Origin of the sequence: uncultured Bacteroides sp. (genome assembly GCF_958445495.1) — a bacterium.
Lineage (GTDB): Bacteria > Bacteroidota > Bacteroidia > Bacteroidales > Bacteroidaceae > Bacteroides.
This window is the reverse complement of record NZ_CAUCSQ010000006.1, coordinates 98,376-119,398: the sequence shown is the minus strand read 5'-3', so window position 1 is coordinate 119,398 and position 21,023 is coordinate 98,376. Positions and strand designations below refer to the sequence as shown.

The 21,023-nt window shown below is 45.0% G+C and carries 15 protein-coding genes; 4 read left to right on the top strand and 11 right to left on the bottom strand.

What is annotated here, in order from left to right:
* The first annotated feature begins 112 nt into the window (after window positions 1-112).
* Window positions 113-847 carry a DUF4369 domain-containing protein gene (locus tag Q5076_RS03770; RefSeq protein ID WP_303010945.1) on the top strand — a complete coding sequence of 245 codons (735 nt, stop codon included), beginning with the start codon at window positions 113-115 and terminating at the stop codon, window positions 845-847.
* 294 nt (window positions 848-1,141) lie between these two features.
* Here Q5076_RS03770 and Q5076_RS03765 read toward each other — a convergent pair whose 3' ends face one another.
* Window positions 1,142-1,900: a 1-acyl-sn-glycerol-3-phosphate acyltransferase gene (locus Q5076_RS03765; RefSeq protein WP_303010944.1), complete on the bottom strand. Its 759-nt coding sequence runs from the start codon at window positions 1,898-1,900 to the stop codon at window positions 1,142-1,144.
* A gap of 122 nt (window positions 1,901-2,022) precedes the next feature.
* Here Q5076_RS03765 and Q5076_RS03760 point away from each other — a divergent pair, with 122 nt between their 5' ends.
* Both Q5076_RS03760 and Q5076_RS03755 read left to right on the top strand, forming a co-directional pair.
* Window positions 2,023-3,276: an exonuclease SbcCD subunit D C-terminal domain-containing protein gene (locus Q5076_RS03760; protein WP_303010943.1), complete on the top strand. Its 1,254-nt coding sequence runs from the start codon at window positions 2,023-2,025 to the stop codon at window positions 3,274-3,276.
* A complete protein-coding gene (locus Q5076_RS03755; RefSeq protein ID WP_303010942.1) occupies window positions 3,273-6,140 on the top strand; it encodes an AAA family ATPase in 2,868 nt (955 codons plus the stop codon). The genes Q5076_RS03760 and Q5076_RS03755 overlap by 4 nt, the downstream gene beginning before the upstream one ends.
* Here the strand turns inward: Q5076_RS03755 and Q5076_RS03750 are convergent.
* The 6 genes from Q5076_RS03750 to Q5076_RS03725 form a co-directional block, all read right to left on the bottom strand.
* Window positions 6,124-7,290: a metallophosphoesterase gene (locus Q5076_RS03750; protein ID WP_303010941.1), complete on the bottom strand. Its 1,167-nt coding sequence runs from the start codon at window positions 7,288-7,290 to the stop codon at window positions 6,124-6,126. The genes Q5076_RS03755 and Q5076_RS03750 overlap by 17 nt on opposite strands.
* 95 nt (window positions 7,291-7,385) lie before the next feature.
* The gene (locus Q5076_RS03745; RefSeq protein ID WP_303010940.1) at window positions 7,386-7,967 is read right to left on the bottom strand and encodes a hypothetical protein; all 582 of its coding nucleotides are present in this window, start codon (window positions 7,965-7,967) and stop codon (window positions 7,386-7,388) included.
* Between the two features lie 5 nt (window positions 7,968-7,972).
* Complete coding sequence (locus Q5076_RS03740; protein ID WP_303010939.1) at window positions 7,973-8,485, bottom strand: RNA polymerase sigma factor; 513 nt, start codon at window positions 8,483-8,485, stop codon at window positions 7,973-7,975.
* Between the two features lie 67 nt (window positions 8,486-8,552).
* Window positions 8,553-9,461 (bottom strand): vitamin B12 dependent-methionine synthase activation domain-containing protein, encoded by a 909-nt coding sequence (locus Q5076_RS03735; RefSeq protein ID WP_303010938.1) that lies wholly within the window; start codon window positions 9,459-9,461, stop codon window positions 8,553-8,555.
* A 25-nt stretch (window positions 9,462-9,486) separates the two neighbouring features.
* Window positions 9,487-10,824, bottom strand: coding sequence for a dihydroorotase (locus Q5076_RS03730; RefSeq protein ID WP_303010937.1), 1,338 nt, complete (start codon window positions 10,822-10,824; stop codon window positions 9,487-9,489).
* A complete protein-coding gene (locus Q5076_RS03725) occupies window positions 10,821-11,561 on the bottom strand; it encodes a polyprenol monophosphomannose synthase (RefSeq protein WP_303010936.1) in 741 nt (246 codons plus the stop codon). Before Q5076_RS03725 ends, Q5076_RS03730 begins: the two co-directional genes overlap by 4 nt.
* A 196-nt stretch (window positions 11,562-11,757) precedes the next feature.
* On the opposite strand from Q5076_RS03725, the gene mfd reads away from it, so the two are divergent.
* A complete protein-coding gene (gene mfd / locus Q5076_RS03720; protein WP_303010935.1) occupies window positions 11,758-15,129 on the top strand; it encodes a transcription-repair coupling factor in 3,372 nt (1,123 codons plus the stop codon).
* A 301-nt stretch (window positions 15,130-15,430) separates the two neighbouring features.
* Here the strand turns inward: mfd and Q5076_RS03715 are convergent, their stop codons facing one another.
* From Q5076_RS03715 to Q5076_RS03700, 4 genes are all read right to left on the bottom strand, one after another.
* On the bottom strand, window positions 15,431-17,266 hold the full coding sequence (locus Q5076_RS03715) for a YgiQ family radical SAM protein (protein ID WP_303010933.1): 1,836 nt from the start codon (window positions 17,264-17,266) through the stop codon (window positions 15,431-15,433).
* A gap of 86 nt (window positions 17,267-17,352) precedes the next feature.
* Window positions 17,353-17,598: a sulfurtransferase TusA family protein gene (locus Q5076_RS03710; RefSeq protein ID WP_303010931.1), complete on the bottom strand. Its 246-nt coding sequence runs from the start codon at window positions 17,596-17,598 to the stop codon at window positions 17,353-17,355.
* On the bottom strand, window positions 17,595-17,912 hold the full coding sequence (locus Q5076_RS03705) for a hypothetical protein (protein ID WP_303010929.1): 318 nt from the start codon (window positions 17,910-17,912) through the stop codon (window positions 17,595-17,597). The genes Q5076_RS03710 and Q5076_RS03705 overlap by 4 nt, the downstream gene beginning before the upstream one ends.
* A gap of 167 nt (window positions 17,913-18,079) precedes the next feature.
* Window positions 18,080-20,986 carry a xanthan lyase gene (locus Q5076_RS03700; RefSeq protein ID WP_303010928.1) on the bottom strand — a complete coding sequence of 969 codons (2,907 nt, stop codon included), beginning with the start codon at window positions 20,984-20,986 and terminating at the stop codon, window positions 18,080-18,082.
* Between the last annotated feature and the right edge of the window lie 37 nt (window positions 20,987-21,023).

Genomic DNA, 21,023 nt, shown 5'->3' with positions numbered 1-21,023 from the left:
TTATAAGGATTATTAAAGAAAAGAGTCTTACAAGTTTTAAATATTGATAAAATGTTTCTTTGAAGCCCGAATCAGTTGTACCTTTGCAACTGGAATTTAATGATAGACGAACGTGAATAAAATTTTGCCTTTTTTACTTCTGCTTCCGTTTTTAGCTTCATGTACTAGTAAGTATAAGATAGAAGGAACATCCTCAGTGAACAGTCTGGATGGAAGAATGCTTTATTTAAAAATCTTGCGTGACGGGGAATGGGTGAAGATGGATTCTGCCGAAGTAGTGCATGGATTATTCTCGATGAAAGGAAAGGTGGATTCCGTGCAGATGGCGACGCTTTATATGGATGATGAGAGCATCATGCCTATCGTGTTGGAAAGCGGCAAGATAACCGTCACTATCAGCAATACGGACTTAAAAGCGGTAGGAACCTCTTTAAATGCGGCACTTTACGACTTCATAGCCAAAAGGAATGCTCTGGAAGTGAGTATCGAGGAATTGGAACAGAAGGAGACCCGCATGGTGATGGATGGTGCGGATTTGGAAGAGATTCATTCGCAGTTGATGGTAGAGGGTGATTCCCTGATGAACGAGATGAATCGGTATGTAAAGAAATTCATTTCGGATAATTATGAAAATGTCTTGGGGCCTAGCGTATTTATGATGCTTTGCAGTTCTTTGCCTTATCCTATCATGACCCCGCAGATTGATGATATCATAAAAGACGCTCCTTATTCATTCAAGAGCAATAAGCTTGTAAGGGAATTTCTGTCTAAGGCAAAGGAAAATATGAAACTGATAGAGGAGCATCAACGTTTGGAAGAGAATGCCAGTGCTTCAAAGAAAAAATAAATCTTTAATACGTTTTTGTGCTGTATATAAGTGGAAAGAGAAACGGATTCTTTCCGGAACATTTTGCATATTTGCAGTTCCGACTTTTAATCCCTGTTAAGAGAGTTTTTAGTTCAGAGAAGGAGAAACATCTTCTAAAATAAAAAGTGTAAAGTTGCTTTGTTATCCTGGACTTTTTGTTGATATTTTGGGGAACTGCAACCGTTTAATGACTTTAGCAGGAACAGGACATTTATTAGGCCATGTTCCGGATAACAAAGCAAGAATAAAGAGGCGGTTTCATTCGGATATTATTTATTTGTCCTGGTCTTCGTTTTTCATCATACCTTTATATTTTTCAGGAAGTACGCTTTCAACCGCGGTATAAGCCTCTGCCATGGTAGCTTTAATATTTTCTATTCCTTTCCCTTTGGGCGGAATAGGGTCATGGATGGTTAGAATCATACGATGGCGGTGTATCCATTTTCCGGTACGTGGCAAAATTTCAAACGAGCCGTCGATGGTGACGGGAACAACAGCCAGTTGCAGGTCGTCCGCTAATTGAAAAGCCCCTTTCTTGAAATATCCCATGTGTCCTGTAAAAGTACGTGCTCCTTCGGGAAAAACGACTAGGGAAACCCCGTCTTTCAGTGACGCTTTTGCCTGGCGAATAGTTTCCAATACTTTTTTAGGTCCCGAACGATCTACGAAAATATGTCCCGCGCTTTCACAGGCTTTTCCTACAAATGGCAACTTGCGCAAACTCTTTTTCATCATCCATTTGAAGTTTCTTCCGATGAAACCGTAAATGAGGAATATATCGAACGAGCCCTGGTGGTTGGGAACAAATATGTAAGATGTTTTGTCATGCAGTTTTTCGCGGCCGCGGATAGTTACGGGAATCAATAGAAAAAGACAAATTAATTGTGACCATATTTTTCCCGGATAATATCCCCAAAAATGAGCTCCTCCCAAAAGAGACCCTACAATGGTGACGATTGCCGTGAGGATGGTCAACACCAGTAAAATAGGTAATGCAATGCAAATCTGATAAATATAATACAATATTTTCATAGGGTTGGATTTTTTACCCTGCAAAGATACATGATTATTTGATAAAAAAGAGGTGCGGATAGGATATAATCTTTTTGATTGTGTTATTTTTGTCCCGGTTATAAAGAGGTGGATACAAAATTATGATACGTATATTACATACTGCCGACTGGCATTTGGGACAAACTTTTTTTGGCTATGAGCGTACGGAAGAACATAAAATGTTCTTGGACTGGCTGGCGGAAGAAATTCACAGGAAAGAGATTGATGCATTGGTTATAGCCGGAGATATTTTTGATGTCTCCAATCCTTCTGCTGCCTCTCAAAGTATGTATTACCGGTTTATTTATCGGGTAACGGCAGAAAATCCGAATCTGCAGATTGTGATTATTGCCGGCAATCATGACTCGGCGGCACGTCTGGAAGCCCCTTTGCCTTTGTTACAAGCCATGCGGACGGAAGTCAGAGGCATAGTACGCAAGCTTGAAGGCGGGGAAATCGATTATGACCATTTGGTTGTGGAACTGAAAAACCGGAAAGGGGAAGTTGAATTGCTTTGTATGGCGGTTCCTTTTTTACGTCAGGGAGATTATCCGGCGGTGCACACTGGAGGTAACCCTTATGCGGAGGGAGTTTGCGAACTTTATGCACAACTCTTGCAAAGGTTGTGGAAACGCAAAACGGCGGAACAGGCGATTCTTGCCATTGGCCATTTCCAGGCTGTCGGGGCGGAAATTGCGGAGAAGGATTATAGTGAACGTACCGTAATAGGTGGTTTGGAATGCGTATCTCCGGAAATTTTTTCCGGGCAGATAGCCTATACGGCGTTGGGACATATACATAAAGCGCAGCGGGTATCCGGAAAGGAGAATGTAAGATATGCGGGAAGTCCCATTCCGATGTCTTTTGCTGAAAAGCATTATCGGCATGGTGTTGTGATGGTAACTTTTGACCAAGGTCGTGCAATAGAGATTGAACGTTTGGAATGTCCGAGGCTGATACCGTTGGTGAGTGTGCCGGATGGAGAACCCGCGTTGCCGGATGTTGTATTGAAGGCTCTGAAAAGGTTGCCGAGAACGGAAGAGATTGCTCCTTATTTGGAAGTAAAGGTGTTGCTGGAAGAACCGGAACCCATGCTTCGGCAGAAAATCGAGGAGATTCTGGCGGATAAAAACTATCGGTTAGCACGTATTGTTTCCGCCTATCGTACTGATACTGAAAATGCGGAAAAAGAAAATGAAGACTGGGAAAAAGGACTGCAGGAAATGTCTCCTTTGCAAATTGCCCAATCTGCTTTTGAGAGGATTTATCGAGTGGAGATGCCTGTGGAACTGACAGACTTGTTTCAAGAAGCCTATTGGGCTGCTACCCGTAAAGAAGAGGAGGAGGAAAGATGAAAATACTGGCTATACGATTGAAAAATCTGACCTCGATAGAAGGAACGGTAGAGGTTGACTTTACGGCGGAACCTTTGCGCTCTGCAGGAATATTCGCTATATCGGGGCCTACGGGAGCCGGTAAATCTACTTTATTGGATGCTTTATGTCTGGCGTTGTATGATAAGGCACCCCGTTTTGCTACTTCGGTGGAAAGCGTGAACCTGTCAGATGTGGGAGATAACCAAATCAGTCAGTCCGATGTCAGGAATTTGTTGCGCAGAGGAACGAGTGACGGTTATGCGGAAGTCGATTTTTTAGGCGTTGACGGACGGCGTTACCGCTCCCGTTGGTCAGTAAGACGGACGCGGAATAGGATAAACGGTTCCCTGCAACCGCAAATGCTGCAAGTGAAAGAGCTGGATACAGGGAAAGAATACCAAGGCACTAGAAGAGAACTGTTGGTTCAGTTGGTGGAGTTGGTCGGTTTGACATATGAACAATTCACCCGTACCGTATTGTTGGCTCAGAATGATTTTGCTACCTTTTTGAAGTCAAGAGGAGCGGCAAAAGCGGAATTGCTTGAAAAATTGACGGGGACCGGCATTTATTCCCGGATTTCTCAAGAAATATATGTCCGGAACAAAGCGGTGCAAGAAGAGCTGGCTTTGATTCAGAATCGGATGAATTTAATTGAATTGATGCCGGAGGAAGAATTGCTCGCCCTGCAAAAAGAAAAAGAATCATTAGCGGAAAAGCGTACGGCGGGAATTAAATTGTTGGCTGAACAGAATGCACAACAGAATATAGTCCGTTCACTAAGAGTGCAGGAAGAACTTTGGAAAAAGAAACAACAGGAGGAGCTGGACGAACAGGCAAGGATGAAAGTCGTACAGGAGACGTTGGCCTCTCAGGAAGAAGGATTGCAGCGTTTTAAAGTACAATGGGAGGCTATACAGCCTGATTTGAGAAAAGCGCGCCAGTTGGATGCGCAAATACAGTCGCAGCAGGAAGGATATGTGCAATCGCAGCAGGCATGGCAAGCGGCTTGCGGCCAAGTAGAGGAACAGGAGAAGAAAATACGGATGGTTGCGGAACAGTTGGAGGCGGCTTCTTCTTCCCTGAACCGTTTGTTGGACCGGACGGGAACAGACGGAATGTTACAGCTCGAACAGGTAGAAGAGGAGTTGGAACAGGAAGAGGATAAACTGGCTGCCGGAGTAAAGACGAATGAAGAACGTCTGTCTCGGTTGAATGCTTTTGGTTATCCGCTGCTGGCCGAGAAACAGGTGAAGTTGCAGAAAGAGTTGGCACGTCAACAGAATATCCGGCAATTGACCGAAATGCAGGCAAAAGCAAGGATAGAAATAAAGCGACTGGAGAAAGAAACGGCCGATTGCCAGAAACAGTTAACGGAACAGGACGCTGCGTTGAAAACTGTCCAGCGTCTTTATGAGAATGCACGTATGGCGGTGGGAAAAGATGTTAAGGCACTGCGTCGGCAATTGCGGGAGGGAGAAGCTTGTCCGGTTTGCGGCAGTACGGCGCACCCTTACCGTCGGGAACAGGAGGTCGTAGATACTCTTTTCCGGAATATAGAGCAGGAGTATAGTGCGGCAATGGCAAACTGCCAGCAGATAAACAATCGGGGCATTGCCTTGCAACGTGACCTGGCACACCAAAAGACGGTGGACGGACAAGTAGGAGAGCAGTTGGCGGCATTGGCCGGAACAGGGATTGATATTGGGGATGAAGAACAAATACAGCACCGTTTGAAGGAACTGGCAGAACGGATTCTGGAATATCGCAATCTTTATGCAGAATGGCAACGTTGTGACGAAGAGATAAAAAAAATACGTATTCGTTGTGAGGCGCTTCGTAAGAATGTTTCTCTCTATCGCCTGGCGATGCAAAAAGTTTCGTCTGCCAAAGAGCATCTGTTAATCTTACAGAATGCCGCTTCTGCTGAACAGAAAAGGTTTGAGATGATAAAGAAGGCGTTGGAGATGCTTCGTGAAGAACGTATGCGGTTGTTGAAAGGGAAAGGTGCGGACGAGGCGGAAGCCGCCGTTGCGAGGAGAGAAAAGGAACTGAATGCTGTTCTGGATAAAGCGCGTAAAGAAGTAGAGGTGGTGCATAACCGGCTTTCCGGCCTTCAAGGGGAAATGAAACAGATTACACTGGCAATTGGAGAGTTGCGGGAACAATATGAGAAGATTGAGTTGCCCGAACAACTGCCTGAAACAATAAAACAGCAGCAGGAGGAGAACCTGAATACGGAGCGTGCCCTTTCCGCGATTGAGGCTCGCCTGTTGCAACAGGCAAAGAATAAGGTGGTTATGGAACAGATAACGAAAGAACTGGCGGAAAAGCAGGTTGTTGCCGAACGTTGGGCGAAGCTTAATAAATTAATCGGAAGTGCGGATGGGGCGAAATTCAAGGTGATAGCGCAAAGCTACACCCTGAATTTGCTGTTATTATATGCCAATAAACATTTATCTTATCTTTCCAAACGTTATAAACTGCAACAGGTTCCTGGAACGTTGGCGCTTCAAGTTATTGATTGTGACATGTGTGACGAGATACGGACCGTCTATTCTCTTTCCGGAGGCGAGTCATTCCTGATATCTTTAGCGTTGGCCTTGGGACTTTCTTCCCTGTCAAGCAATAATCTGAAAGTGGAATCCCTCTTTATCGACGAAGGATTCGGTTCTTTGGATGCGGAAAGTTTGCGGACGGCGATGGAAGCGCTGGAACAGTTGCAGATGCAGGGACGAAAAATCGGAGTCATTTCCCATGTGCAGGAGATGAGTGAACGAATTGCCGTTCAAGTACAAGTCCATAAGCGAATCAATGGGAAAAGCGTGCTTACCGTCGTAGGGTAAGCACCGTTATTTCCGGCCATGCGCCAAAACGGAAAGGTAATCCCACATATCCGATTCCTACGTTGACATATAATCCGCGTGTACCCTCCAGATACATTCCTCCCCATTCCGGATAGATATGAACAGAAGGTGAATAGTTGCCTATCTGTAATTGCATGGCATGGGTATGTCCTGCCAGCATTAGGTCGATATCCGATTCCGGAAGCACTTCCCGCCTCCAGTGTGTCGGATTATGGCTCAAAAGTATTTTGAATAATCCTTCGGTACCGGCCTTTGCTTTGGGAAGGTCCCCATGTTGGGAAAAAGGAGGCTCACCCTCATTTTCTACCCCGATAAGAGCAATGCTGTCATTGCCTTGGATGAGAAAGTCATGTGAGTTATTCAGTAATTTCCATCCCATAGCTGTTTGCCTTTGTTCGAGGTCTGTCAGATTATTGTCTTGGTCTTGTTTATTTTTCCAACGGAAGTAAGGACCGTAATCATGGTTTCCCAGTATGGAATAAATTCCGTCGTTGGCTTTTAAATCTGCTAATATCTCTTGGAAGCCATCTAATTCTGAGGCTTTGTGATTTACTAAATCCCCTGTGAAAACAATCAAATCGGGATGTTGCGCATTTACTAAATTGACGAGTTTCCGGATAGCACCGGTATTTCCCTGCCAACTTCCGATATGGATATCTGATAATTGGACGATGCGGTATCCGTCAAAGGCCTGGGGAAGCCGGTCTGATGTATAGGTGACTTCTTTTACCTCGAAGCGGGTTCTTCCGATAAAAGAACCGTATATAATTATGATAACACAGAATGCGGCCAATGTGAGTCCGGTACATACGAACGGAGTGTACGGACAACGGAACCATTTGTGGAAAGGTATTCCGAGAATGGTGAAAAAAGCGATTAACAGCTTAGGGGCTGCGAACAGGAAAAAGAAAATGGAAAACCATCCGACAGCCTGTGCCTGATGTTGGGAAAAGGCATTGTCCGGAAAGCAGACCAAGTAAAAAAGTCCCGTAATCAATGAAAAAGTGGGAATCCAATAAAGAATCCGTAACCACCGTTTTGCCGTGAGGCGTACGATGAATCTGATATAGAGGAAGATGTCCGGCAATATCAGTAAAAGTAATAAGAAAATGAATACACGTTGCAACATATAGGATTGATATTTGATAGTTTGACAATAAATGATACAAATCGCAATGGGAGCTATCCGCCCGTATTCCTACCTGTCGGAATGCATTTGCCCGGTTATTGTCCGTCGACAATTTTCAGCTCCTCCAGGTTCTTTTTGATTTCATGGATACGATTGAGAAATTTCTTGCGGTAGAGCCATAAGATTAATCCCAATCCTCCTCCCCATAGCAGAATGAAAAATAGAATCATTCCTGTCCCGTATTGCCATATTTGCCAGTAGACAAATGAGAGGATAGCTAATACCAGAAGAAAAGCGGTGGCAATCAGCCGTTCTCTGATAGTCCATTGATGGATACGGTTGACCCGGCTGATGACTTCGACCAAAGGCATCTCATCTATCTGGGTGCGCTGGAGGTAGCGAGTGGTGACGATATCCCAGCAAAGTGCGGGAGTCCATGCCAGAAGGATGATGATATAGATAGGATTCAATTTGTCATGCAGTATGACTTCCGCCAAGAACAAAATCAATACCGGCAAGGATATCATAAGTAACCTGATGTTCAGACTGGCAATGGCATGGATACCTTTATCGGCATGTTTTATCAGCTTTTCAATCTCTTCCTCTTTGATAAGCTCCTTATCCTTCAAATGTTCGTCCAAAGCATTCCATGATTTTTTCAGTTCTTCCAGTTCCATATATTTTATTCCTCCTTCTTCATTTTTTTTAGTTTATCTTTAATACGGCTCAGTTTAGTGGCTACATTCGTTACTGTTAAACCGGTAATTTCTGCAATCTCTTCATAACTTTTGTCTTCAAGGTAGAGTAAGATGATTGATTTGTCGAGTTGTCCCAGTTGGTTAATCATCTGGTAAAGCTGCCTTAACATCTCATTGACCGGGTCATGTGCCTCTATCGTCCAATCGATATCTTTGGTGAGGCTGATAATTTCCGGAATGTTTTTTTCTTTGCGATAAAAGCTGATACAAGTATTCAAGGCGATGCGGTAAATCCATGTGGATATTTTGCATTCTTTCCTGAACTTCGGGTAAGATTTCCAAAGATTCAGTATCACATCCTGATAGAGGTCATTGAGCGGAGCATTGGGGTTGGTGTATAAATAGCATACTTTGTAGATAACCCGTTCATATTCGCGGATGACCGACAAAAACTCTTGCTCGACGGATTTACTTGCCTCGGTGGTTTGTTCTCTCATGGATTTTAGAGTTGCTTTCCGGTTTAGTTAGTCGTGGAAAAATAAGGAAAATCACGGAAAATGAAAACTATTGTAAATTGGCCGCCAGGAATTTACGCATTTCTTTAACGCTTTTTCCCCGACGACTGGCATAGTCTTCAAGTTGGTCTTCCCCGATTTTTCCGACAGAAAAATACTCGGATGCCGGATGTGAGAACATAAGTCCGCAAACTGAAGCGTGGGGATACATGGCTCCGTTTTCAGTCAGTGAGATTCCTATTTGTTTCATGTCCAGCAATTCATCCAACAAAAAGTTGACAGATTGGTCCGGCAAAGACGGATAGCCGACAGCGGGACGGATGCCTTGGTATTTTTCAATCAACAAGTCTGCTATGCTTAGATTTTCATCTTTGGCATATCCCCATATCTCTTTTCGCACCTGTTCGTGCATTTTTTCCGTTGCCGCTTCTGCAAGGCGGTCGGAAAGAGTTTGCACGAGCAGATGCTTGTAAGGGTCTTGTTCGTACAATCCTTCCATATCAGCATCGATGGAAGAGGCAAAAGCGCCGATGGTATCCGCAATGCCCGATGAAAGCGGACGGATAAAATCACTCAGGCAGAGAAAAGGACTGCCGTCTTTTTTAGGCGTTTGCTGGCGTAATAAAGGTAAAGTAACAAATTGCCCTTTTTCTTTTTCAATCACTATATTGTCCCCGTCAGAATTTGCCCGGCATAGCTTGACAATTGTTTTGACTTCATAATCCCGGTCGAGCCGGTCCAGCATCCGGTTTGCCTCTTTGAACAGTTGCATGGCCTCGGAAGCTTTTTGACGTTCTTCCTCAGGAAAAGTCGTCAACCATGAAGCACGGCAAACATCACATCCGTGAATATTGGCGATAGCTGCAAAACGCGGTTGGAACCCCCATGCGTGGAAAAAGTAAATCCAGTTTATATAAGGGGCGACGGTATGTATTTTGTATGATGAAATGATGCTCATAGGTTTGAATAAAACGAATTACTGTTTATCTGAATCTCAGTTCCTTTCCGCGGTAAGTATCGTCTATTTCTCCGTTGTCATACAATAAATGGCCGTTTACAAATGTTTTTTCTATTTTCCAGTTAAAGACATGACCTTCTAACGGGCTCCATTTGCATTTGCTTAAAATACAATCCGTTGTTACCGTCCATCTGGAGTCGGGACGCACTAACACGAGGTCTGCCTGATAACCTTTATGAATGAATCCGCGATTTTGTATTTCATATAACCGGGCGGGACTGTGAGACATTTTCTCTACTATTTTTTCAATGGAAAAGATACCTTCATCTGCTAATTCCAGCATGCTGACAAGAGAAAACTGTATCATCGGCATTCCGGACATAGCTTTTAGGGCTCCTCCTTCTTTTTCACTCAGGAGGTGCGGAGCATGGTCCGTTGCAATGGTGTCAATCAGGCCGTTGTTGACCGCCTCTTGCAGTGCCTTTCTGTCTTCTGCGGTTTTGACGGCAGGATTGCATTTGATACGTGCACCTAATATCGGGTAATCTTCTTCCGTGAAAAGCAAATGAGAAACACAAGCTTCCGCCGTAATCTTCTTTTTCATTAAGGGAGCCTGTGAAAACAAACTTAATTCCTTGGCTGTGGAAATGTGCATGATGTGCAGACGGGCGTCCGCTTCTTTTGCAAGTTGTACGGCAAGTTCGGAAGACCGGTAACAAGCCTCATTTGAACGGATGGCAGGATGGAAAGACAAAGGAATGTCATCCCCGTATTCTGTCTTATATTTGTCCGTGTTTTCTTTGATAATTCCCTGGTCCTCGCAATGGGCGGCAATCAACAGGTCAGTTCCCCCGAAAATATTACGCAGGCTTGCCATACGGTCTACCAGCATATTGCCGGTACTTGAACCCATAAACAGTTTCACACCGCATACACGGTGTTTGTCCAGTTGGGCGAACAAAGGATAGTTGTTGTTGGTTGCCCCGAAATAGCAGGAATAATTAACGGCAGATTTCTCCGCCAGCAAAGCGAATTTTTCGTTCAGGGCTTCCAGAGTCGTTGTCTGCGGATTCGTATTCGGCATATCCATGACGGAGGTGACCCCTCCGGCTGCTGCTGCACGGCTTTCCGTTTCGATATCCGCCTTATGCGTCAGTCCCGGCTCACGGAAATGTACGTGTTCGTCGATTACGCCCGGTAAGAGATAACATCCGGTTGCATCTATGATTTCGTCACAGGGGATGGCGGCTGTTTCTCCGTTAACCGATATTTCGGCAATCTTTTCACCTTCAATGACAACCGAACCCGATACTTTTTTTCCTTCGTTGACAATAACTGCGTTTTGAATCAATATACGTTTCATGCTCTTTGCGGGAATTTATGGAACCAACTGTTAATCTTTAATTTTATCACTCCGAATACGGCTTCTCCGAAAATGCTGCTGTTCATTTTGGAAGTTCCCAGTTCACGGTTGATGAAAATGACGGGGACTTCGATAATTTTGAAACCGCATTTGTAAGCGGTGAACTTCATTTCGATTTGGAAAGCGTATCCTTTGAACCGGATATGGTCCAGATCAATCGTTTCCAGAACCTGCCGGCGGTAGCAGACAAACCCGGCGGTAGTATCGTGTATTGGGATTCCGGTGACGAACCGTACATATTTGGAGGCAAAATACGACATTAATACCCGTCCCATAGGCCAGTTGACTACATTTACCCCACTCACGTAGCGGGAACCGACGGATACGTCTCCTCTTTCCGCACATGCCTGATACAGTCGGGGCAAGTCGTTCGGATTGTGGCTGAAATCGGCGTCCATCTCAAAAATATACTCGTATGAATGTGCCAGTGCCCATTTAAATCCGGCGATATAGGCAGTACCTAATCCTAATTTACCTTTCCGTTCGAGCATAAACAGACGTTCGGGGAATTCTTGCTGCAAATTTTTCACAATGTTTGCAGTTCCGTCCGGAGAGCCGTCTTCTATTACCAGAATATGGAAAAGTTGGGGAAGTCCGAAAACGGCACGAATGATATTTTCTATGTTTTCCCGTTCGTTATAGGTAGGGATGATTACGAGGCTATCCGATGTTTGCATATAAATATTATAATTTTAGAAACAAAAATAGTTCTTTTCCTTTAGTTATGGACCGACTAAGGATTATTTAACGTGTGTAACGGCCGGGGGAAACGATACGATGGAATAGCCACGGCATATACGTTTTCTTTTCTAACGGCTTTTAATATCTTGTTCCCGCTTTTTTTGTACTTTTGCGATGAAATTTTATCGATATATGACAATAACAGAACTGCAACAACAATATGCCGCCCACCCCAATACGGCGGTCATGAAGCGTTTGTTGAAAGACACTTCTATTCAGACAATTTTTTGTGGAGGACTGTGCGCGTCTGCTGCTTCGCTTTTTTCTTCCGTGTTGGTACGGGAGAGCGGATATCCGTTTGTTTTTATTTTGGGCGACCTTGAAGAAGCCGGTTATTTTTACCATGACCTGACACAAGTGTTGGGGGCGGAAACCGTATTGTTCTTCCCGTCCTCCTTCCGGCGTTCGGTTAAATACGGGCAAAAAGATGCGGCAAATGAAATTTTGCGTACGGAAGTGCTGAGCCGTTTGCAAAAAGGAGAAAAGGGGTTGTGTATCGTTACTTATCCGGATGCGTTGGCGGAGAAGGTCGTATCCCGCAAAGAGTTGAGCGATAAAACCCTGAAACTGAGTGTAGGGGAGAAGGTGGATACGGTTTTTATCACGGATGTGTTGCACAGTTATGGGTTTGAATATGTCGATTATGTGTATGAGCCGGGACAATATGCTGTTCGTGGCAGTATTATCGACGTTTTTTCTTTTGCTTCGGAATATCCCTACCGCATTGATTTTTTTGGTGATGAAGTAGAGAGTATCCGTACTTTCGAGGTTGATTCGCAATTGTCCAGAGAAAAGAAAGGCGGTGTATCTATTGTCCCTGATTTGGCAGTGACGGGAGCGGCCACCACTTCTTTTCTGGATTTTATTCCAGAAGAGACCGTTCTGGCGATGCGTGATTTTCTTTGGTTGCGTGAGCGTATTCAGGCAGTGCATGACGAGGCGTTGACTCCGCAGGCAATCGCCGTACAGGAAGCCGAAGAGAATGGAGGCATTACTCTGGAAGGCAAATTGATAGACAGCGGCGAGTTTACGGTACGGGCGCTTGATTTCCGTCGGATGGAGTTTGGCAATAAACCGACAGGTACGCCGAATGCCAGTGTGATGTTCGATACTTCCGCCCAGCCTATTTTCCATAAGAATTTTGATTTGGTAGCCGGCTCATTCAAAGATTACCTGCAGAAAGGATATACGCTCTATATCTGTAGTGACAGTGTGAAGCAGACAGACCGGATTAAAGCTATTTTCGAGGACCGGGGAGACAAGATTCGGTTTGTTCCGGTAGAGCGTACCGTACATGAAGGTTTTGTTGATAATACGTTACGTCTTTGCATTTTCACAGACCATCAATTGTTCGACCGTTTTCACAAATATAACCTGAAAAGCGATAAAGCGCGTTCGGGAAAAGTCGCCCTGTCTTTAAAAGAATTGAACCAGTTTACTCCGGGTGATTATGTGGTGCATACAGACCACGGCATCGGGCGTTTTTCCGGACTGGTACGTATACCGAACGGGGATACTACACAGGAAGTCTTGAAACTGGTCTTTCAAAATGATGATGTCGTGTTTGTCTCGATTCATTCTTTGCATAAGGTCTCCAAATATAAGGGAAAAGAGGGAGAAGCGCCTCGTTTGAATAAACTGGGAACAGGTGCATGGGAAAAGTTGAAAGAACGTACCAAGACCAAAATCAAAGACATTGCCCGTGATTTGATTAAATTGTATTCACAGCGGCGTCAGGAAAAAGGGTTTGCCTATAGTCCCGATAGTTTTTTGCAACATGAGCTGGAAGCCTCTTTCATTTATGAAGACACCCCCGACCAGAGCAAGGCTACTATTGACGTAAAAAACGATATGGAAAGCGATCGTCCGATGGACCGTCTGGTCTGCGGAGATGTGGGCTTCGGAAAAACGGAAGTTGCTATCCGTGCCGCTTTCAAAGCAGTGGCCGATAATAAGCAGGTCGCCGTATTGGTTCCGACAACAGTTTTGGCCTATCAGCATTTCCAGACATTCCGCGAACGGTTGAAGGGATTGCCTTGCCGGGTGGAATATTTAAGCCGTGCGCGTACGGCCACACAGGCCAAGGCTGTTTTGAAAGGATTGAGAGAAGGTGATGTCAATATTCTCATAGGTACTCATCGCATTTTGGGGAAAGATGTTCAGTTCAAAGATTTGGGTTTGCTGATTGTGGATGAAGAACAGAAATTCGGGGTTTCCGTTAAAGAGAAGCTGCGGCAACTGAAAGTGAATGTGGATACATTGACTATGACTGCCACCCCGATTCCCCGTACTCTTCAGTTTTCCTTGATGGGAGCCCGTGACCTGAGCGTTATCTCCACCCCGCCGCCTAACCGTTATCCGATTCAGACCGAAGTACATACATTCAATGAAGAAGTCATTACGGATGCCATTAATTTTGAAATGAGCCGTAACGGACAGGTTTTCTTTGTAAACAACCGGATAGCGAATTTACCGGAATTAAAGGCGATGGTTGAGCGGCATATCCCCGATTGCCGTGTGGCAATCGGGCACGGGCAGATGGAACCCGCCCAACTGGAAAAGATTATACTGGATTTTGTCAATTACGATTATGACGTGCTTTTGGCGACTACCATTATTGAAAGCGGGATTGATATTCCGAATGCCAATACGATTATCATTAACCAGGCTCAGAATTTCGGGTTAAGCGATTTGCATCAGATGCGTGGACGAGTGGGACGCAGTAATAAGAAAGCCTTTTGTTATTTGCTGGCTCCTCCGTTAAGTACTCTGACGGCAGAGGGACGCCGCCGTTTGCAAGCTATTGAAAATTTCAGCGACTTGGGCAGTGGCATCCATATCGCTATGCAGGATTTGGACATTCGTGGTGCGGGCAATTTGCTTGGAGCGGAACAAAGCGGTTTTATCGCAGATTTGGGATATGAAACCTATCAGAAAATTCTCTCCGAGGCTGTCCACGAGTTGAAAAACGATGAGTTTGCGGAGTTGTATGCGGATGAAATCAAAGAAGAGGGGCAGATTAGCGGAGAAGGATTTGTAGATGAATGTCAGGTGGAAAGTGACCTCGAACTGTTATTGCCGGCAAACTATGTCACCGGCAGCAGTGAACGGATGTTGCTTTATCGCGAACTGGACGGCCTGACTTTAGACAAAGATGTGGAAGCTTTCCGCTCCCGTTTGGAAGACCGTTTCGGACCTGTTCCTCCGGAAACGGAAGAACTGCTTCGTATCGTTCCCCTGCGCCGTTTGGCAGCGCGCCTGGGGGCGGAGAAAATCTTCTTGAAAGGTGGCCGTATGACTTTGTTCTTCGTATCCAATCCGGATAGCCCGTTCTATCAAAGTCAAGCTTTCGGTAAAGTGATTGACTATATGATGAAATATACCCGCCGTTGTGATTTGCGGGAACAGAACGGCAAGCGAAGCATGTTGATTAAGGACGTCACCAATGTAGAAACGGCGGTCAGCGTATTGAGGGAAATTGTAGCGTTACCGGTGAAGGAATGACATACTTCATCGGATTGCATAAAAGAGGTAAAGTTCCGACGGACCGTTTCCCTGTCCATTCCCGTTTGAAGCAAGAGCCTTTTATCTCGACTACTGATATATGTGCGTTCTGTTATTGGCAAACGGGAAGTGCTGAATTTGCCGTATATTTCCTGTTCTTTCTATCTATTTTATTTATGAAATAGCCACAAACACCATTGCTTCGGCGAAGAACCTTAATGTTTAATCGCCGTCGCGCATGCTAAAAACGTATTCCGTAACTCACTCATAAGAATTCCTGTGTCTTATGGGGAGGAAAAAATCACTTCTTTTTTCCGTATAGCCTGTCTATCAGGTCAGAACGGCCGATACGTCTCAATTCATTGATGATGTTTTTCCGTTCTTCCGGTTTATACCAGAAAAAGAACTGGCGCTGGGCAAGTTTTTCCCGTTGGGTTTTCGCACTGAATATAGGTTCCAGAGTGTACGGATGAAATCCGGTGTACCAAGCTTCGGTAGCTACTGTCATCGGGGTGGGAGTGAAGTCCTGTACCTGTTCCAGATGGAAATCCAGGCGTTTGGTGATAACGGCAAGTTCTGCCATGTCTTCCTCTTTACATCCGGGATGTGACGAAATGAAATACGGAATCAATTGCTGGCGCATATTCTCTTCCCTGTTAATACGGTCGAATATTTTTTTGAATGTTTCGAACTGTTCGAAAGGCGGTTTGCGCATCACAGACAATACCCGGTCGCTAGTGTGCTCCGGAGCTACTTTCAACCGGCCGCTGACATGGTTGATGATTAATTCGCGGGTGTACTCGGCAGCACTACGGTTAACCGCTTCATCTTTACTCCGATGAAGCAGCAGGTCATAACGTACTCCGCTACCGATGAAAGACTTCTTGATTCCGGGCAATTGGTCTACCGTATGGTAAATGTCCAGTAAAGGACGGTGGTCCGAATTTAAATTCGGACAAACCTTCGGATGGATGCACGACGGACGTTTACACTTTCTGCAAACAGTTTCGTCTTTTCCTTTCATCTGATACATATTGGCGGAAGGACCTCCCAAATCGCTTAGATATCCCTTGAAGTCCGGTAATTCCATTACTTTTTTCACCTCCTGTAGAATCGATTCTTTGCTGCGGCTGACGATAAATTTCCCCTGATGTGCGGAAATGGTGCAAAAAGCGCAACCACCGAAACACCCTCTGTGGATATTGATGGAAAATTTAATCATGTCGTATGCCGGAATCCTTTTGCCTTTGTATTTAGGATGAGGGAGGCGGGTATAGGGCAGGTCAAACGAATGGTCCAGTTCTTTCTGACTCATCGGGGGATAAGGAGGATTAACCACCACCACTTTATTCCCCACTGCCTGCGTGATGCGGGAAGCGGCATATTTGTTCGATTCTTCTTCAATATGCCGGAAATTGCTAGCCTGTTTCTTTTTGTCGGACAAACACTCTTCGTGCGAATAAAGCTGTATGTCGTCGGGGGCAGGCGTCCATTCTGACGCACGACGGAGATAAGCTATCTGAGGAATATCATAAACAGTTAGCGGCAGGCGGGAATTACCACAAGCCATTACCGCCCTGCTTAATTCTACCACGGGTTTTTCTCCCATACCGTAAATAAGCAAATCGGCTCCACTGTCGCATAATATACTTTTCTGCACCTTGTCTTGCCAATAATCGTAATGGCTTAAACGTCTTAAACTAGCCTCGATGCCTCCCAATACGACAGGAACGTCCGGATAAAGCCTTTTCAGAATCCGGCTGTAAACGATGGACGGATATTCCGGACGCATATCCGGGCGTCCGTCCGGAGTATATGCGTCTTCGCTGCGTAAACGCTTGTTGGCAGTGTATTTGTTGACCATCGAGTCCATGCAACCGGCGGAAATGCCGAAGAATAACCGCGGACGCCCCAGCTTTTTGAAGTCACGCAGGTCATCACGCCAGTTGGGTTGGGGGACGATGGCAACCTTTAAACCTTCCGCTTCAAGGATACGCCCGATAACGGCAGCCCCGAAAGAAGGATGGTCTACATAGGCGTCACCGCTGAAAAGAATGACATCCAGCTCATTCCATCCGCGAAGCTCCACTTCCTTTTTAGTTGTAGGTAACCAGTCGGTCAGTCGATATTCTTTCATGCCGCAAAGATACGGATAATAAAAAACATCCCAATGATTTTTTTATTCATTGGAATGTCCGATTTCGATTATTAGAATAATTTATTTCAATTATTCAGGTGATTTATTGAATCTTTGTTATTGACAGTAAACTGTAACGTCATTCGTTCTCCTTCGTAAATTTCACGAAAGCCGATATTTTGTTCCGACAGATATTCTTTTAAATCCTGAAACGCACCGGCATGATTCATCACGATTTCTATCGTTTCGCCGGGAACGGCATTGCATATCGCTTTGATTGCAGGAATCAACGGACTGTATGCCGTTGTTCCGCAGGTGTCTATTCTCGTCATTCTTCCTCCTCTTCCGCTTCAGGGCTGGAAAGCCAGGTGAGGTAAAGCTTGATAAGTTGTTGCAGTCCGAATGCCTTCATATTATTGTGGTAAATCACATCAATGCAAAGGTCCAGCAAATCCTTGCTGTCCTCTTCCTGGCTGGCTATGAGAGAACGGATATTCAATTTTAATTTATCCAATACAGCTTCATCTACAATACCCGTGCTGTCGATGAGATGACGGAACAGGGAGTATTTTTCTATTGTTCTTAGGTTTTCGGTAGATACTTCTATGCTGCGTGTACCGCTGGGATTTGCTTGTATAATATACATTATTCTTTAATTTTAAAGTTATTGTTTCCTGCAAAGATAGAATTTAAAATGAGAAACAGATAAAAAAAGAAAATATTTTTTGTTTTGTCCCGAGCAATGCCGGGTAACATGGATGTTCACGGGGGAAAGCATATCTGTGTTACCCTTATTGTCTTGTGGCGATTATCTTATTTCCGTATAAAAAAATCCAATATGCTAGCCATTATGTTTGCCCGGTGCGCTTCCGATTGGATGCTTTCGAACGGGAAACCCAGTACAAAAGTCCGGTAATCACCCTTGTAGGCAATACCGGCATTCCGGTTGCCGGGGACATAGGTAAATACAGGGAAAGCGGTATCTACCGGAACGATGCAATCCGGGGCGGGCACGGCATAACTGTTCTCATTGGGCAGCCGTGGAATAGTGAACGTCTGTCCGAGCCCGTTGATTCGACTAGAGCTTTTATCTGTCAGGCTACCCTGGTAACCGTATTTCAAAATCCTCTGGGTAAACTCTCTGTTTCCTTGCGTACCGTTCATGTCACTTCCTATATATGCACCGCTGACAAATATGTTACCCCCGGATTGGCAATAACTGGTGATGATGCGCTGCATGGCTGAAGAAAATGTTTTGTAGTAAGCCAGTTTTTGGGATGTATCTTCTTTTTCGAGTCCCAGAATATAGTCTACAATCTTATAATCTTCCAGGGTGACAATCCCGTTTTCTACAGCTTCGTCACTGCAGGATGTAAAACTGTATTTTCCCGCAGCCTGGATTGCTTTTCCATGAATAAAAGGATAATCAAATGTATTTCCCGCAATTTTTATTCCTTCCAGTTCATTCTCGCTGTATCCCAGACTTCCTTTCCCCTCTTTTCCGGCTTGTGTACGGTCAAATCCGGTCTGTGTGCCGCAGAATGAGATATTTGACAAATAAGGCACACCGGGGTCACGGTCTAAATCGAATCCGGCTTTATCGAAGGTATTGACGGCTGCCGGACCGCTGACCCTGTCGAAACCGTTGATTATTAAAACCTTTTCACGTTCCCGTTTCGCTTTGTAAGCCGAGAGAATTTCGGAAGGGAAACTTTCACCTCCCCGGTTCACAGCCGTTACTTTAAACGAATACACCAGGCCCGGTTCTATTTTCACAGTGTAGGCAGGTTTGCTCACTAAAGTCCCGTTGTCGAAACCGCCGTATCCGATTCGTGTATATACGACATATTCCCGCGGGTGCGCCGTCGGTTCCTGCGGGTCGTCTTCTCCTTTCCATGACAATTCCAGCGTATTTTTCTTTTTACCGAAACGGATTGCGAAATTACTTACGGGGAGAGGTTGGACTACATACTCTTTGTCGTGTTGGCTGGTAATGAATCGTAGGATTCCTTTATATATGGCACGTCCCACTGTAAATTTGAAGTTAGGATCATGCCCTAACCGCATATCCGCAAAATTCTGATGCGAAAGCAGCTCGATGATTGTAGAAGGGACGGCCGGAAGCCGGGTCTCACTGTAATTCCGGTTCCACATGCTGCGGCGTGTCCAGGAAAGATTGTAGCTGGAACGAATGTCCTTCTGTATCTGAGTAAGCAATAGATCCGACAAATCTCGTGAAGCGTAACGGTCTGTCCCTGCATGTAGCTTCCCATCGTTAAAGCCGGTTGTGTAGATACCGAGCGAACCGATTAATTCGTCAGTTTTACTGCATCCGGCATCGCTGTGCAATGCCATAGTCATTTCCAACGGTATTCCTAATCCCGGCTGTTTCGGATTGTAGACAGACCCCCCTGATAAATAATTAATTGTGTTGGAACGTGTGTTGATATCGTCTACATAGTCGTTTTCCCCTTTCCGTCCGGCATATACCCTGTAGGGCATTCCCGCCCATTGGGCGAAATAGCGCGCTCCTTCCAGGTAACGGGGAAGCCCGCTGATTTTTCCTCCGCGGGAGATATTTCCCATTCCTCCTCCGAAACGTACCGCATCGGCACATACGACCCCGTGTTCGTTACTTTCATTGCTTAATACCACCATGCCATAGTCATTATTTTCCTTGTCAAAATCGAAAGTACCGAGATATACCCAAGTCCCTCCGCCTATTTTCTGGTTTACTTTAAATTCGGTGACTCCTCCGTTGTGGAAAACAAGATATTTGGCGTCGCTTACACTATTGGGCAATGTCTGGTAAGAAACATAAACGGCATATTTACCGCTTGCAGGCAAGGTCGGAACCCATTCGGCAAAAGCCTGGGCTTTCTTCTTCTTTTTCTCTGTAGGTATGATTCGGCAGGTTCCGTCCGTAAACGGATTTTCGCCGTCATTGTAAACCGTTTTTCTTTGGGCAAACCCTTTGGCCGCGGCAGTAGTCCAATGAGCCTTTTTACTTCCCACTTCCAGATAAAGCGAAGCGTTGGGAGTATCGTTGTCTACGATAATCTCATTTTTTTGTGTATCCCGTTCTCTGGGAGTATAAACAATTGCACCCGCATTTTCCAACATGGGAATTACGTAAGGAAGAACAAAAGACTGGGTGAACAAATCTTCGGTTGTACAAAACAGGCGGGGACGTTGCCATCCCCATTCGTCCTTGTCATTCTTGAAATAACTGCCGTGGCTTTGCCAGACTGCTATATGGCGATTTTGCAGCCCGCGTGAAATATCATAGGGACGTGAAACGTTTTTTATCCAGGGAGTTCCTTTATATTCCGCATTTAACGGCATTCGGCTTTTGTCTTTTTTCTTGCCCCGGTAAAAATTAGGAACCAGTTCTTCAATAGGCTTTCCGTCCGTATAGATTGTGAGGCGGTAATAGTGCACCGGACCGGGGAGCAAATCCCTGATTTGGTTATATATCCGTTCTACGGTTTCCGGACGGAATGGCTGGCATGCAAAACTTTCCGAGGCATGAACCGTAATCGTCTTATGTTCATAGTCAATATCGAAACCATCCAGTTTGGGAGTACTTATCCGGGCCGTTGAAACATAATTGCCGAAATAATCGGTTAACCGTTCTTTTATATTTCTTTCAATGTCCTGGGCAAAGAGGAAATTTATCCCCGTTATCAGGTATATGAAAAACACGATTATCTTTTTCATCGTTTAATGTTTTTAGGTTTTATCACTGCGAGATTAC

Bases quoted from the DNA above. Each gene is read 5' to 3' on its own strand.
- Q5076_RS03765 (WP_303010944.1), bottom strand. From the start codon at position 1,900: ATGAAAATATTGTATTATATTTATCAGATTTGCATTGCATTACCTATT.
- Q5076_RS03760 (WP_303010943.1), top strand. From the start codon at position 2,023: ATGATACGTATATTACATACTGCCGACTGGCATTTGGGACAAACTTTT.
- Q5076_RS03755 (WP_303010942.1), top strand. From the start codon at position 3,273: ATGAAAATACTGGCTATACGATTGAAAAATCTGACCTCGATAGAAGGA.
- Q5076_RS03750 (WP_303010941.1), bottom strand. From the start codon at position 7,290: ATGTTGCAACGTGTATTCATTTTCTTATTACTTTTACTGATATTGCCG.
- Q5076_RS03745 (WP_303010940.1), bottom strand. From the start codon at position 7,967: ATGGAACTGGAAGAACTGAAAAAATCATGGAATGCTTTGGACGAACAT.
- Q5076_RS03740 (WP_303010939.1), bottom strand. From the start codon at position 8,485: ATGAGAGAACAAACCACCGAGGCAAGTAAATCCGTCGAGCAAGAGTTT.
- Q5076_RS03735 (WP_303010938.1), bottom strand. From the start codon at position 9,461: ATGAGCATCATTTCATCATACAAAATACATACCGTCGCCCCTTATATA.
- Q5076_RS03730 (WP_303010937.1), bottom strand. From the start codon at position 10,824: ATGAAACGTATATTGATTCAAAACGCAGTTATTGTCAACGAAGGAAAA.
- Q5076_RS03725 (WP_303010936.1), bottom strand. From the start codon at position 11,561: ATGCAAACATCGGATAGCCTCGTAATCATCCCTACCTATAACGAACGG.
- mfd (WP_303010935.1), top strand. From the start codon at position 11,758: ATGACAATAACAGAACTGCAACAACAATATGCCGCCCACCCCAATACG.
- Q5076_RS03715 (WP_303010933.1), bottom strand. From the start codon at position 17,266: ATGAAAGAATATCGACTGACCGACTGGTTACCTACAACTAAAAAGGAA.
- Q5076_RS03710 (WP_303010931.1), bottom strand. From the start codon at position 17,598: ATGACGAGAATAGACACCTGCGGAACAACGGCATACAGTCCGTTGATT.
- Q5076_RS03705 (WP_303010929.1), bottom strand. From the start codon at position 17,912: ATGTATATTATACAAGCAAATCCCAGCGGTACACGCAGCATAGAAGTA.
- Q5076_RS03700 (WP_303010928.1), bottom strand. From the start codon at position 20,986: ATGAAAAAGATAATCGTGTTTTTCATATACCTGATAACGGGGATAAAT.